The organism is Pseudoalteromonas sp. 5Ae-yellow, assembly GCF_014077565.1.
Classification (GTDB): domain Bacteria; phylum Pseudomonadota; class Gammaproteobacteria; order Enterobacterales; family Alteromonadaceae; genus Pseudoalteromonas.
Map to the genome: position 1 here is coordinate 45,050 of NZ_JACGWD010000002.1, position 14,957 is coordinate 60,006.

At 38.1% G+C, this 14,957-nt stretch carries 12 protein-coding genes; 6 read left to right on the forward strand and 6 right to left on the reverse strand.

Annotated features, from left to right (window positions below; translation table 11 throughout):
- Positions 1-1,083, reverse strand: coding sequence for an efflux RND transporter periplasmic adaptor subunit (locus H4J63_RS00770; protein WP_182193819.1), 1,083 nt, complete (start codon positions 1,081-1,083; stop codon positions 1-3).
- Between the two features lie 122 nt (positions 1,084-1,205).
- Here H4J63_RS00770 and H4J63_RS00775 point away from each other — a divergent pair, with 122 nt between their 5' ends.
- Complete coding sequence (locus H4J63_RS00775) at positions 1,206-2,102, forward strand: LysR family transcriptional regulator (RefSeq protein WP_182193821.1); 897 nt, start codon at positions 1,206-1,208, stop codon at positions 2,100-2,102.
- A complete protein-coding gene (locus H4J63_RS00780; RefSeq protein ID WP_182193823.1) occupies positions 2,092-2,403 on the forward strand; it encodes an MGMT family protein in 312 nt (103 codons plus the stop codon). Before H4J63_RS00775 ends, H4J63_RS00780 begins: the two co-directional genes overlap by 11 nt.
- A gap of 231 nt (positions 2,404-2,634) precedes the next feature.
- Here H4J63_RS00780 and H4J63_RS00785 read toward each other — a convergent pair whose 3' ends face one another.
- The 4 genes from H4J63_RS00785 to trhA all read right to left on the reverse strand — a co-directional run bounded on the left by H4J63_RS00785 (position 2,635) and on the right by trhA (position 7,728).
- The gene (locus H4J63_RS00785; protein ID WP_182193825.1) at positions 2,635-3,645 is read right to left on the reverse strand and encodes a DUF5677 domain-containing protein; all 1,011 of its coding nucleotides are present in this window, start codon (positions 3,643-3,645) and stop codon (positions 2,635-2,637) included.
- 118 nt (positions 3,646-3,763) lie between these two features.
- On the reverse strand, positions 3,764-4,285 hold the full coding sequence (locus H4J63_RS00790) for a hypothetical protein (RefSeq protein WP_182193827.1): 522 nt from the start codon (positions 4,283-4,285) through the stop codon (positions 3,764-3,766).
- A 477-nt stretch (positions 4,286-4,762) separates the two neighbouring features.
- The gene (locus H4J63_RS00795; protein ID WP_182193829.1) at positions 4,763-6,814 is read right to left on the reverse strand and encodes an AIPR family protein; all 2,052 of its coding nucleotides are present in this window, start codon (positions 6,812-6,814) and stop codon (positions 4,763-4,765) included.
- Positions 6,815-7,098: 284 nt separating this feature from the next.
- A complete protein-coding gene (gene trhA, locus H4J63_RS00800) occupies positions 7,099-7,728 on the reverse strand; it encodes a PAQR family membrane homeostasis protein TrhA (protein WP_033038839.1) in 630 nt (209 codons plus the stop codon).
- Between the two features lie 219 nt (positions 7,729-7,947).
- On the opposite strand from trhA, the gene H4J63_RS00805 reads away from it, so the two are divergent.
- The 3 genes from H4J63_RS00805 (at position 7,948) to H4J63_RS00815 (ending at position 12,617) form a co-directional block, all read left to right on the forward strand.
- Positions 7,948-10,299, forward strand: coding sequence for a TonB-dependent receptor (locus H4J63_RS00805; RefSeq protein WP_182193831.1), 2,352 nt, complete (start codon positions 7,948-7,950; stop codon positions 10,297-10,299).
- An 88-nt stretch (positions 10,300-10,387) separates the two neighbouring features.
- Positions 10,388-10,738 (forward strand): hypothetical protein, encoded by a 351-nt coding sequence (locus H4J63_RS00810; RefSeq protein ID WP_121955585.1) that lies wholly within the window; start codon positions 10,388-10,390, stop codon positions 10,736-10,738.
- 400 nt (positions 10,739-11,138) lie between these two features.
- The gene (locus tag H4J63_RS00815) at positions 11,139-12,617 is read left to right on the forward strand and encodes a cellulase family glycosylhydrolase (RefSeq protein ID WP_182193833.1); all 1,479 of its coding nucleotides are present in this window, start codon (positions 11,139-11,141) and stop codon (positions 12,615-12,617) included.
- A 60-nt stretch (positions 12,618-12,677) separates the two neighbouring features.
- On the opposite strand, the gene H4J63_RS00820 is transcribed toward H4J63_RS00815, so the two are convergent.
- The gene (locus H4J63_RS00820) at positions 12,678-14,369 is read right to left on the reverse strand and encodes an alkaline phosphatase (RefSeq protein ID WP_182193835.1); all 1,692 of its coding nucleotides are present in this window, start codon (positions 14,367-14,369) and stop codon (positions 12,678-12,680) included.
- Positions 14,370-14,667: 298 nt separating this feature from the next.
- Here H4J63_RS00820 and H4J63_RS00825 point away from each other — a divergent pair, with 298 nt between their 5' ends.
- Positions 14,668-14,940 carry a hypothetical protein gene (locus H4J63_RS00825; protein WP_002962453.1) on the forward strand — a complete coding sequence of 91 codons (273 nt, stop codon included), beginning with the start codon at positions 14,668-14,670 and terminating at the stop codon, positions 14,938-14,940.
- The last annotated feature ends 17 nt before the right edge of the window (positions 14,941-14,957 follow it).

The following is a 14,957-nucleotide window of genomic DNA, read 5'->3' on the forward strand; positions in this document are numbered from 1 at the left end:
TTATAAGCCTCGCTCTTTATTCCATGGACGTACTTTCATGCCTTCATCTAATGAATGTACACCGGCAGATACAACCATTTGGCCTTCTTTTATGCCGCTAAGTACTTCAATACCATCACGGTGAACTTGCCCTACTTTTACAGCCTGCTTATTAACAACACCTGTTTCTGGGTTGTATAACCACACATACGCGTTATCAGACACGCTTTCTTTTGCTTCTGAAAAAACCGACTCAACAGGTAAAATTGTATACGCTACTTGCGAGCTAGTAACTTTAGATAAATCAATAAATACACGCCCAGTCATACCGGCAAGTAAATTAAAGTCATCAGGTACTGGCAGCGAAAAAACAACTTGGTAGGTCAGGGTGGTTGGATCAGCCTGTGTATCCCACTCTTTTAAATCAAGGGTGTATTCTTTTTTTGCAAAGCCATCAAACACAACGGTAGGGTGGTAATCGGTACCTTTTTTAATGCGCGCTATTATTTTTTCAGGAACTTGGATTTCTACATCCATTAAGTCGCGTGTTTCTAAGCGTAAAATGTTTTGCTTGGCTTGAATGTTTTCAAAGTTTTTAACAAATACTTTAGCCACAGTGCCTGCAAATGGTGCGCGTAATTCACTGTATTCTAGGTTTGTTTCGGCAATTTTAAAGGCAGACTCTGCCACCTGCATATTGGCTAATGCTTCATCGTATTCAGATTGGCTTGCGATTCTTTTTTCAAGTAATTGCTCAATACGACCAAGTTGCGACTTAGCAAGCTCAAAGCGGGCTTTTCTATCATCGTATTGTAATTGAAAGTCTTCTGGGTCGAGCTTTGCCAGTAGCTGACCTTTTTTAACTTCTTCACCTGCTAAAACCGGAAACTCAACAAGCTCACCATTTACTCTAAACGCCAAGTAAGAGCCTTGGTTTGCAACAACCTCAGCAGGAAAGCTGCGAATGTTAATTTGAGAATCATGACCTATGTTGAATAATTTAACAGGGCGAATGGGCTCTTCTTTAACTTGTTGTTCTGGCTCAGAACAGGCTATTAAGCTAAGTAAGGTCGTTGTTAATAAACATAGACGAAAGAGTTTCATGTCTTCTCCGTTGCAGTGATGGCAAAATAATTAAGTGCAGCATACGCTGCAAACATATAAAATAAAAATCATTAAATTTTAGAAACTCAATAAGTTTTACTTATAATGTTGCAGAGCGGTATATGAAGCTGAATCAATTAATAATTTTAGATGCCATAGTGCAAAGCGCAAGCTTAAGTGGGGCAGCACTAAAGTTACATAAAACGCAGCCCGCGCTTACACTTGCTATTAAAAAACTAGAAGAAAAAATAGGATTTGAGTTACTAGATAGAAGTAAGTACCGATTACAGCTTACTGAAAAAGGGCGTATTTTTCACCGCGAGGCGCAACAACTCCTGCATGCGAACGGCGAGTTAGCACAGCTTGCTAAAGAATTAGCACTCGGGAATGAGCCCCAATTTAGAATTTGTTACGAACAACTTTGCCATATGCAAAGTTACAACGAGATCATAAGTAATACTTTTAGGTTGTTTACCAGCACGGAATTTAGCTTAACAAGCGGGAAGCGCTTTATTTCGTTAGAGCAAGTAAATAATGGGCAAGCCGAATTAGGTATTGGCCCGTGGTTTGATTTATTCCATGCGACAGGCGATTTAGAAAGTGTACCCATAGGCAGGCTCGATATTGGCATTGTCAGCGCTAAAGGCGTACTTCCTCAAAAGCTAACCTATAGCGAACTGCAAACGTATCCGTGTTTAGCCATGTTTGAAAGTGACTTGAGTATCGACAGTGACAGACTATCGTACTCAAAAGGCTCCGCCATGATGAAAATTGATGATGTATCGACCTTAAAATCGTTTTTACTTTCAGGCGCAGGTTGGGCAATGATGAGCCTAGAGCACTGCGCTCCTGAAATAAAAGCAGGCTCACTTCAAGAAATACACATAACTGACCGCGAGCATAAATTTAGCGCACAAATTAGAGCCTTTAGACAACATGCAGTGCACCACGGCCCTGTAGCGCGTACTATTTGGGAGCAATTTAAAGTACTTAGTGAGGCGTATTTAAATGAACGCTGATATTGATAAAGAAACACTTATTTATACTGTTATCGCAGGCATACCAGTAGGAAAAGTAGCAAGTTACGGGCAAGTTGCAGCTCTTGCGGGCTACCCGCAAAATTCACGGTTGGTCGGGCGCTTATTAAAAGTGATGCCAAACGACTCGGTTATACCTTGGCACAGGGTAGTGAATAGCCAAGGTAAAATATCATTCCCTGCAGGTAGCAAAAAATACCAAGAACAGCGCGAAAAGCTACTATCAGAAGGTGTGCTATTTAAAAACGACAAAGTGAATATGCGCGAGTGCCGGTGGGAGTGATGTGACTATTATTGGCGGATAAATACCAGCAGCTGTCCTTCAAGGCGTGAATCTAAAACTTTGTTGGGTGGCGCCTTCGGCTTAACCAACCTGCATTTTGACGTAGGTCGGATAAGTGGCGAAGCCACGCCATCCGACACAGTAAAATACCTTGCCAATTATTATCAATATTTTATGTTGTCGACAGGCTGGAGAGTGCCATAAGCGAACTGTCATAGCCTTAGTCTCTTGTTATGAGCCTTCCATTTTACCTATAGATACAAACTCTTGCCCTACGGTCTCTTGAAGTTCGTTAATAATATTTAAAATGGCCACGTTATCTATAGTTGGCCTTAGCATTATTAAACACCCTGTTATTTGACATAAGCTTAAAGCAGTCATGTGAGCAGGCATGACCATGCCTGAATTGCTCTGCCCAACTAATAAAATATCTTCATTCGACTCTTCAAGTCCAAGTCTATTCCGTGAGCCTTTTGAGCCAGCATGGATATTTTGACTAGCCCACTTGTAATAAGGACGCATGTGATCAAGTTCTACATTTTTTTCTAGTGAACCAAACCCTACTCTATTAATGTGAGGGAATACCTCGGCAGCCCAACCATAATGATCTTTAAACTTTTTGCCAAATTCTTTTACAGCTTCATCATATTGAACTTTGCAATTAGCAATTTGTTCAGGTGTACAACCTTTTTCTCTAAGTCTATGTTCATACTTATTGTGCTCTTTCATTCCGTCGTACGAATCAACGATATCGTGAAAGTAAAATCTCCTTGCGCATTCATAACCATGCTTTGCTATGAACATTGCTGTAACATTTACCTCATGTAAGGCTCTCCACCTTGCGTGAGCAGCATCAGCAAAGCCATTTTTTAGTAAACATAAAATTTCTTGAGCAATATGAGATGCTCTTGCATGGAAACGCACAACTAAATCAAAAACAATATCTTCATTTTCTACAGCTTCAGCTCGACATTCGTTATTTATACTTTCTCCAGCTTCAGTACAGATTACAATATGTGTTTCTAGAGAATCAAAACCTTTTTGCCAGCGCTTTAGATTATTCAGAGTAAATTGATCAAACTGTGCTCTTTTCTCATGTAACATTTTAGGAGCTTCTTTCAGCAATGATTCTTTAACAATACCAGAAACTTTAGGAATGAATTTAGCAAGTTTTTCTTCTACTTCGCTTTCACTTTGTACATCTTGAAGTTTCTGCAATATCGAATCATGTAATGATCTCAACGAAGCCTCCTAGGCTCATAACGCCGCAATAAGCGGACTAAAATTGTGGGTTATAATGTGTAACGAAGCGAAACGTAACTCACTGTTTTAGTTCCGTTTAATTGCCTTGTTAGGTGATTTAGACTTTTTTTAAGATAATAAATTCATGTGTACTATTCCACTCAATATCACCAATTTTTGCCATATGTAACAAATAGGAAACTCTATGAGTCCCTTCAACTAAATGAAAAGGACTACCTAATGCCTTTCCATCATTATTTGAGAATGTTGACTCTTGAATTATTACTGGCGGAAATGGTGGAGTTTTGTTCTCACTCATTTTTTCAAAAATAATATAAGGGTAATTTGTTTCTTTAAATTCTTCATATTGCTCCCCCCACCAATCAACTTGCTCATTTCTAAAATAACGAACTGAATTTTTTATTTCTTTAACGCTAAGATAAATTGACTCAAACTCAAAGTCATTAATATCGAATTCAGGATAAAGAGAATTATGAAGATTAAAATGATCATAAACAACTTGCCTGACAAACTCTCGATAAGCTCTAGAGCCCGAGAGTCCAATTCGACCACAATAGTCTTCCCACTTTTCTACACCTAGCCCACCAAAATTTTGGGGCTTCATATTCATGGGTAACATTGAACCTCCAACAGGCACCTAACGAGCCTGTAGATTAACTCGTTTTTTATTTATTTTTATTGATAAACAAACCATAGCTGAGTTCCTATTTTGGTTCAATCGATTACTGTATTTTATGCAGAATATAAAGTGGGAGTTTGGTGTTGTTTTAATTGGCGTTTTGGACGGGATTACGGGTACTTGAGTGGCTTTTATTTAGGGTAAAAGCGCTTACCCTTCTTAATGCATCGTGTTTTGCAGCTTTTCTATATTATGAACAAGATAATACGGTTGCCATTTTTTAATAAACAGCTGTCGTCGCCTTATTGGGCTGTCTATTGTTACTTTCATTTTGTCTACATAGCTCGGCTTTTTGCGTGATTAATTATTTATAAAAATGCACTCTTCATACTGTTTTTGTTGGCTTTTTTCGTAATAATTAGGATGGCTGTCATCCTAATTATGTGCTTTGTCCGACTTGAAAACCCTTGTTAGGCGCTACTCTTCAATCAGTTCCATAGATTGAGGGTTTACTCGCTCTTCATCGAAGCAAATGACATTTCCATCAATATCATAGACAATGCCGTCTTTTTGTTTGTTCCTTAACCCTTCTTCTATTAAAATTTTAACAGCGGAAAAATACTCTTTAACTGTGCACTCTAAAATTTCAGTTACATAGCGGTGCACTCCGGGTTTCCATGGCTGTTCGGGTAAAACTTCGTTGACTTTATGTGCAAACTCTAAGCTAACTCTCTTCGCGGGTTTATGTACTTTATCTGATTTTGATTTAGTAGACTTATTCAGAGGTTTCTTCGGTGGATTAGGTTGAAAATCGTTCGCCCTCTCAACTCGCTCAGGATTCGATATTGAAAACTCAGTAGCCGCTTCCCTACAGATATCAATATGAAAACTCTTTTTTCGCCAGTTATTAGCGAGTAAAGCATTAGGTCGATTGGATATTAAAAATTCCCAAATGGTTTTCACCTCTTGCACATTAATAGATGCAATATCTAACTTAGCAAGATCGGTAGGACTAAAATCAAATTTACCCAAAACTTTAGAAACAACAAGTAAACTTGTTAATTGACGCCACCTCTTCAAAAACCTTTCATTTACATTTGAGCCTGTAGGACGTAATTCGTCCAACGCCTCATCTACGATTTTTAAGACCGCAGTAATTTTTGGCCAAACTTCAATATTAGTTTTTTCTGAAAAAACCATTTCATATGCTTCATCAGAACGCATAAATTTTTGCTTTAGACCAGTTGCTTTATGTGGCGACTTTAATATTAAGCTTACAAAGCCAGAGGCAATATAAAGAGGATTAATTATTTGTGACTGAGAATGTCCCATATTAATATAATGATTTTTTCGCCTTTCATAATAAAAACCACTGCGCTCTAATACATCTTCAATATCCCGTTGTATTTTATCTGTAGCATGAAGTGAAGCCGTTTCTACATCTGTTTGGTTATTTGTAGCTCTTATAATTGAATCTCTTACAGAGTCTTCACTCGACACTATAATTTTTACTAATACAGATCTGTCATTAATATCTTCTCCACCCGCTTCAAAGTGACGAAATATAGACTCTGTTGTCTGTAGACCGTTTACAATTTGGATATCTTGGAGCTGAATAGATTTTCCAATCACACTTGCTGAAGTTGTTAAAATAGTAACGCCATTGTTCATGGACCAAAAGTCTGGTGAATTATCATCCTTCAACGTTAATTTAATATCTTCATTAACTCTATTTAACCCCATGAAATCTCTAACGTTTGAATCAAATAAATAACGCCTAAGTTTTCCATTATCAGATATAAAGTTATAGTAATCTGATAAATTAGCTAAAAGGACATACTTCTCCCCTCTGGATAGCACTTCATAGAATGGGAGCTCAAGTGAATAATTGGGGACTTTCCTGTGGAGGTTTATAAGTTCTGTGCTTCCAAAGAAATTAAATGAGGCTGTGCATGCACCAAAAGACTCCTGTGCTATTGCTACAATTTGCTCTCCCCTAGAGACTATTGACTCTCCAACGTCTTTGGAGTCACCTCTAGAAGCATATGAAAAGTTTAAATTAAAACTACTAAGTCTTGGCGATAACTTACGGTAAGCTAATTTTAGATTTTCTCGAGTATTAAGGATTAATTCTGAGTAATCACCTCTTAAGTCATTATTCTCTATACCTAAATCAAAGAGTTCACTTAAACTCGCAACAAGATTATCTAAAGGTGCTTGCTTAAAGGTATCATGTAACTTACAAGTTATAATCCAAACTTCTAATTGAGACCCAGCTCTCGGCCAAGAAAAAGACTCAGGGTCTACTAACGGATGTCCATTAACTAATATAAAAAATCCATCTATACCACCATCATTGCGGCCATCCACAGAACCATGTTCAATTTCTTCCTTTGATAAATCATAATCTTTAAGGATTTGTTCAAATGCTAAATATTCAAAGACTTCATCACGCTTAGTTGATGGCAGTTTAATTTCGACTCTATCATCAATAATCCCATCAATTAATATTTTGTCATTTTTGGCCATGAAAACTTCCTTATTTAGTGAATGAGGCTGGATTGCGTAACTGTGCGCCTAGTAATTTAGTAGTACGCTCATCGCACATATTTCTGCTGACGCCATGCTCATTTATCTACCTTATATAGTTTTAAAAAATAACCTAACGTATTACTATAACTTTAAGTAAAGTTAAATGAAACAAAATGCTCGTGTAGCTCGTTTGCTTGAATATGACACAGTTAGGAAATCAACTAACTGTTTCAATGACCGCTCCTCGCTCAAACCAGACCATATTAATTGGCTATACCAGCTCAATAAACATAATTACTAATTGAAATATAATGGCAAACACACCCAGCAATAACAAATAAGTGCCAAATTGCGTGGCTAAATTGGGTGCTTTTAGCGCTGTAAAAAAAAGTGCCTAAACTATAAAAAATACCGCCGGCAAGTAGCCAGTAAAGTGCTTTTACATCAACACTTGAATAAAGCGGATATACAATAGCCAGTGCAAACCAACCCATGAGTAAGTAGGTGGCGAGTGATATTTTTTTATTACCGTTTTTTACAAATACTTTGTACGCAACGCCCGCCAGTGCCACAGTCCATATAAATGTAAGTGTTGCCCATGACCAAGCACCAGTTAATGAGATTAATAAAAAGGGAGTGTAGGTGCCGGCAATTAATAAGTATATGGCGCAGTGATCGCACTTTTTATAAAAAGCTCTTAAGCGTGGTTGAATACTGGCGTGGTACAAAGTGGACGACAAAAACAGTACAAATAGACTGCTGCCATAAATTACAGTACTAATATACGCTTTAGTGCTGGTGGCTTGGCTAAATAAATCCCACATAACAAATGCGGCAAATACAATACCAAGTGCATGGCTAATTACGTTTAGTTGTTCTTCTTTTTTAGAATAGGGCGCTTCTAACGACATAACAGATCCTACCACTATTTGAATGAATTTTAGTGTACAAGTGTACGCTGAGTTTTTCAATATTATAATTTTTATATGAATACAATAATTTATTGTTTTTCATAAAGTTGAAACATCAATTTAACCAATGCGTAATTAATAAGACGTAAAAAAGTCGTAATAGTTCGTTAGATTACCGGTAATTCCTAAAAACAATTAACCGGACGAACAGTGAAAAACATGAAAAATAAATTAACAACACGGCCTTTTCTTAAACTTACTAAATTGTCTGTGGCGATGATTTGCGTTACATCAACAAATAGTTTTGCAGATCAAACCATAAATAAAGAACTTGATGAAATAGTGGTTGTTGCTCAAAAGCGTGCGCAATCAATACAAGATGTGCCTGTAACAATAAGTGCCTACGATGGCGACTTTTTAGAAAGCTTAGGTATTGGCGAACTCGACACTTTATCTGAAATAACACCGGGGCTTGTTATTCAAGAGCAAAGCCCTAACAACCCAGGCTTTGTAATTCGTGGTATTACGTCTGATAGTGGGTCGTCTCAATCATCCCCTCGTGTGTCTATTTATTATAACGGAGCAGATGTATCGCGCTCTCGTGGTTCATACTTTGAGCTTTTTGATGTAGAAGGAATTGAAGTTGTTAAGGGACCACAAGCGACACTGTTTGGAACAGCAGCTTCTGTGGGGGCTATTAGTGTAGCAACACGTAAACCAGAAAAAGATTTTTCGGCTCAATTAAAAGCATCCGTTGGTAATTACTCGTCCAAAGGTGTTAGTGGTTTTGTAACGGGTGGTAATGATTTAATGCAAGGCCGTGTTGCTTTTACATATCGTGAACGTGATGGGTTTATAAAAAATATTGCAGGAGATAGTAACTCCCAAAACCCGGCTGGGTTTAAGCAAGATGATATGCATGCTATTGAGCGTTTTTCTTATCGTCCGTCTTTACGTATTACACCTAGTGATGATGTAACGATTGACTTGGTGTATACGTATGAAAAAAATGATGACTCGGGTACATCTTTTAAAAATGGGATTTATGCACCAACCGGCGGTGATACAAGTCCATATAGCTTTGTTGAAATGCCAGGTAGTCCGTATGCAGAGTCTGTGTTTGAAAAAAAAGACTTAGGTGTAGAGCGCACAGTTAACGATTTAAATTTGACAGTAAATTGGGATGTAAGTAACGATTTAACAATCACCTCAATTACCGCAGGGCGTAACTTTGATTCTTTAGAAGTGTTTGATGCTGATGGTACGCAGGCATGGTTTTTAGAATTTGCAGAAGCTGCTGAGGGCGACCAATTTAGCCAAGAATTACGCGCTGTTTATACGCAGAATAAGTTTACTAGTATTTTTGGTGTGAGTTACTTTGAAGAAGATGGTAGCCAGCGTGTCCCATTTAGTACAGAGGAGTCTATATTCTTAAATTGCTTAGGCGTATTGGGTTCAGGTGTTCCTTGTATTAATAATGATGGTAGCGTTAATATTTTAACACCAGCATTAACAGGTGGTGCAATAAGCGAGTTGCCATATTCACTAGAGTTTACAAACTATGGTGAAAACAAAGCGTATTCAGCGTTTGCTGATGTAACTTATGCTGCAACTGAGGCACTGGAGTTAACAGCGGGTCTTCGTTATATAAAAGAAGAAAAGCGCAGTGGTTATAGCTCTGCAGCACCCAATAGTGTTTTAACACAAGCGCCATTGTTTACGGTTGATACAAATGGTGAAACATTCTATGGCGATGCTGATTATGATGATTGGCTGCCACGTTTTAATGCGCTTTATATAATAAACCCTACTACAAATATGTATGCGACTGTTTCAAAAGGGCGTCGTTCGGAAGTACTTGAAGTAAGTTCGGCTAACGACGAACAAGGGAATGTTGAAGCCTCTATATCAGAAGTACCAGCGGAAATTATTTGGAACTACGAAACCGGTATTAAAGGCAAAGCGCTTGACGGACGTTTAGATTACTCTGTCGCTGTATTTTATCAAGATTACTCTAACTTTCAGGTTACGTTACAGGATGATGAAGGCGTTGCGTTTTCTGCTGATGCGGGCTCTGCCACTAATGTTGGCGCAGAGGCTGAAGTAAGGGTGTTAATTAATAATGAGTTTGAGATATTTGCCAATGCGGCTTACCTTGATGCTGAAATAGATGATGACAGCAATAACGGTAACCTCGCAGGCAATAAATTTAGATTACAACCAGAGTGGACATTTAGTACGGGGCTGTTTTATTCAACAGAATTGTCGAACTCACTTAATTTAACGAGCTCTTTAATATATAGCTACCGCTCTGAAGTGTATTTTGAGCCAGCAAATGCGCCAATATCAGGCTTAGATATTAGCCAACCTGGGCTTGGATTAGTCAGTGCGCGCTTAGGAATTGCAAGTGGTGATGATTGGGCCGTTAGTGTATTTGCTAGTAACTTATTAGATAAAGAGTATTTAGTTGATGCAGGTAATACTGGAGGGGGATTTGGCAATCCAACATTTGTTGCAGGGGCACCTCGTTTTGTTGGTATTGAGTTAACTCTCGGGTTTGGCGGACAATAATACATTTAACTACTTGATATTTTAATTGAGCCACTGCAAAGTGGCTTTTTTATGTGATCACGTTAAAGTGAATTTATATTAGGTAAAAATGAAACAAGATCTAAAAGCTGCTTTACTTACCGCCATTGTTTATCCTGGAGCGGGGCATTTTTCTTTAAAAAAACACCTTATAGGCGCTATTTTTGCGGGTGTATTCTCTGTTCTTTTAATTTTAACCTTTCAAGATATATTTGCGATTGCACAGTGTACTGCAAATGAAATTGTAAACGGAAAAATCCCCATGTCGGTTACGGCCATTTTAAAAGCCGCGCAACAACCATCTGACGCCTGCGCTCAACTCGCTGAATATAAGTATGTGCCTTTAATGATTATAATTTGGGTGCTGAGCATGATGGATGCATACCGTTTGGGCAGAAAAGCGCTGCCTACTAAAAAATAAGCCAGTTAATCAGAACTCGGTTTGGTTGGCTTATTAATTTTTTTCCCGCATATTTATCCCTGATATTTAGCTATTATTGATGGCGGTAATAATTATTATTACCGCTTTTTCCATTTTTATACATATTTTTTGTAACCGAGATTTTTGCCTGCACCATGTAAACATCGTGTAAATACCTGTATATACCCAGTAAAATCCTCAAACCTCGTTAAATCGCTCACTTGTTGATATTTAGTTAATTAAAATCGTTCTCCTTGTACCTTTTTATTCATTTAATGTTAATAAGTAAATGGTACTTTCTGCTCGCCAAATTAACTTTGTTTAACTATTAAGTATTGCTTTGGTGTCAATTTATTACGTCAAACGATGACGACTGATAATTTCAATTTAAGGAAATACGATGAATAACAGTTCAAATAATCACAAAAGAAAGGATTTTAAAGTGACGAGCTTATGGTTAGCTTTATTATTAGGATGCTCAACAATGGCCAATGCCGCTGTTGAAAAGTTAACGGTGAGTGGGAATCAAATTCTTGCGGGTGGAGAAAACACAAGCTTTGCAGGACCTAGCCTATTTTGGAGTAACACCGGTTGGGGCGCTGAAAAGTTTTATACAGCACAAACAGTAGCAAAGGCAAAAACTGAATTTAATGCAACATTAATTCGTGCAGCTATTGGTCATGGTACGAGTACTGGTGGTAGTTTGAACTTTGATTGGGAGGGCAATATGAGCCGTCTTGATACTGTTGTAAACGCAGCTATTAGCGAAGATATGTACGTTATTATTGATTTTCATAGCCATGAAGCACATACCGATCAGGCGACTGCAGTTCGCTTTTTTGAAGACGTAGCTACCAAATATGGGCAGTACGACAATGTTATTTATGAAATTTATAACGAGCCGTTACAAATTTCATGGGCTAACGATATTAAGCCTTACGCAGAAACAGTTATTGATAAAATTAGAGCAATCGATCCTGATAACTTAATTGTGGTTGGTACGCCTACGTGGTCGCAAGATGTTGATGTGGCATCACAAAACCCGATAGATCGCGCCAATATTGCTTACACTCTGCATTTTTATGCTGGCACGCATGGTCAATCGTATCGAAATAAAGCACAAACAGCACTCGATAACGGCATTGCACTATTTGCTACAGAGTGGGGAACAGTTAATGCTGATGGCAATGGTGGTGTTAATGCTAATGAAACTGATGCATGGATGGCATTTTTTAAAACAAACAATATTAGCCACGCTAACTGGGCTTTAAACGATAAAAACGAAGGTGCCTCGTTATTTACTCCAGGCGGTAGTTGGAATTCATTAACCGCGTCAGGCACTAAAGTTAAAGAGATCATTCAAGGTTGGGGTGGTAGTACGGTTGCTTTAGACTCTGATGGCGATGGTATAAGTGACAGCCTTGATCAGTGCGATAATACTCCCGCAGGTACAACGGTTGATAGTATTGGTTGTGAGGTAACTGACAGCGATGGCGATGGTATTAGCGATAGTGTTGATCAATGCCCTAATACACCTGTAGGTGAAACTGTTAATAATGTAGGTTGCGTTGTTGAAGTAGTTGAACCACAAAGCGATGCGGATAACGATGGAGTGAATGATGATATTGATCAGTGCCCAGATACACCCGCTGGTACAAGTGTTGATACAAACGGATGCAGTGTTGTAAGTTCAACAGATTGTAATGGTATTAATGCATACCCAAATTGGGTAAAAAAAGATTACTCGGCCGGTCCGTTTACTCACAATAACACCGACGATAAAATGCAATATCAAGGTAATGCATACAGCGCAAATTGGTATACAAACAGCATTCCCGGAAGTGATGCTTCGTGGACGCTTATCTATAGCTGTAGTTAAGCGCGTTAAATAAAATATGTGAAGAAGGTAAATAATACATTTACCTTCTTTTTAAAAGTATTAGCCTTTATAAACACTTTGGTGTTGATCAGTGATGTTGTAGCTAGGGGAGTTTATGTTATCTATATAGCGCCAATCGGTTGTGATTTGCTCTTTAGTAATAGTCAGTAACATATATCCACGGTGTGATAAGTCACAATAGTTTAAGTCGTTTATTAACAATGAAAGCGAGTCAGCCATTTGCTTTGCTTGTGCTGTATTAAGCGCTAAATAATGCTCCATACCCGGGGATGTAACACCAGGCGTTGCAAATTCTACTCCTACGCTTTCGCCTTTTGCATTTTTTAATGTGCCATGCCACGCATTGTGCGTATCACCTGCAACCACGACTAACTTTTTATTTAATGCGGTAACGCTTTTGTATAATGCTTCGCGCTCGCTTGGGTAACCATCCCACGCATCTAAATTATAAGGCATTAAAGTATTTACGCGTGCGAGTTGCTCAGCTGTTACCGCTTTATTTGCTAACACGGCTTTTTTAATGGCAACAAGCTCTTTTAACACCTGAGGTATTTTAGTGCGATCGGATTGCGAGAATATTTCAGTAGGTAGCCACATTTTAGTCATCAATACTTGCTGGCCCAATACTTGCCATTTTGCATTTGATTTAGTTATTGCACTGGTGAGCCAGTTTAGTTGTGTGTTACCTAGTAACTGCCTATTTGGATTATTTAAATCACTGGCAAAGCGCGCAACATCCATTTGTTTGGTCTCTAGGTTTTTATAGTCGCTGTAAGCGAGTTGTTTATCGCGTGCTATTACGCGAGTATCTAGCATGTGTAAGCTTATTAAATTACCAAAATCAAAGGTGCGGTATATTTGCGGGCTTTGTTCGCCCATAGGCGGTCTAATTGGTAGCCATTCGTAATAGGCTTGAATAGCTGCTGCACGGCGCTTAAAAAAGTCACCTTCATCAGGAGTATGATTTTCAGCACCACTTTTATAGGTATCGTTGGTAACTTCGTGATCATCCCATATTGCGATAAATGGCGCTGCAGCGTGAAGTGCTTGTAAGCCTTGGTCTGTTCTGTAAATGGCATAGCGCTTACGATAGTCGCTAAGGGTAATAATTTCACCGCTGTTATCGGCTGCTAATTGGCGGCCAATGTTTTCAGCATTTTCGGTAGCGTATCCTCCCATTGGGTATTCGTAAATGTAATCACCCAAATGCAGTACTACATCTAAATCTTTTTGTTTAGCGGCATCGGTGTAGGCATTAAAGTACCCAGCAGGGTAGTTTGAGCACGACACAACAGCCATTTTTATTTGTTCAACATTGTTTATTGGTAGTGTTTTAGCACGGCCAATTGGGCTTTGTGTATTTAAACCCACAAATCGATAAAAGTACTCTGTGTTTGGAGCAAGTTCTTGCACATCTATTTTTATTGTAAAGTCTCTGCTTTTATCTGTTTGTTCGCGCCCGCTGCGGATGATGTTTTTAAATTGAGAGTCACTTGCCAGTTCCCAAGCAACAGTAACTTCAAAATTTGATTGAGCAGTGGTTGCACGTGTCCAAATTATTAAAGCATTACTGAGCGGATCGCCACTGGCTACACCGTGTTTAAATTCAATAGCCGATAGAGGTTTGTTTATTAATGTTTGAGCACAACCTGTAATGGCACTCGATACTGCGACGGTAAATATACTTGCTGCTGAGGTTTTTAAAAAATTTCGACGTGATGAAAGGGTCATACTGCACTTTTTGAATTATTTATAGTGGTGTGCACTTTAGCGGGTAGATATGACGTTTTTATAAACGCTAAATGTATTTAGTGTGACGGTATTAATACATTTAAACCCTTTTATTTATTAACTAAAAAGTAGTCAAAAAATTAAATTAAATGGTTAAATTAACAAGGTATGAATTTTTTAAATTAAAGCGATGCATGTAAAACTGTTTAATTACAGTTGCTTATGATTTATTTTTATGTTGGCACAACCCTTGAGTATGTAACTACGTCTAAACAATACACAAACAAGGAATACCATTATGAAACATTCAATTAAAATCGCTATGGCAAGTTTATTAGTATTAGGTTCTGCGCAAGTACACGCAACAGAAGTGGACCTAGATGTAACTGATATATTAACTCAAAGTGTAGCAAGCTACGTAAAGCAAACTACAATCGAGCTTGAAAAATCACTAAAGGAAACGCTTTATTTTGATGCTAAAACTGTTTTAGAGGGTTTATTAGATGAGCCCGTTTTAACACATAGCACAACGCCTAAAAATACTGACACTAGTATTAAAAACGCAAAATAAATTATTTAAAGGATTAA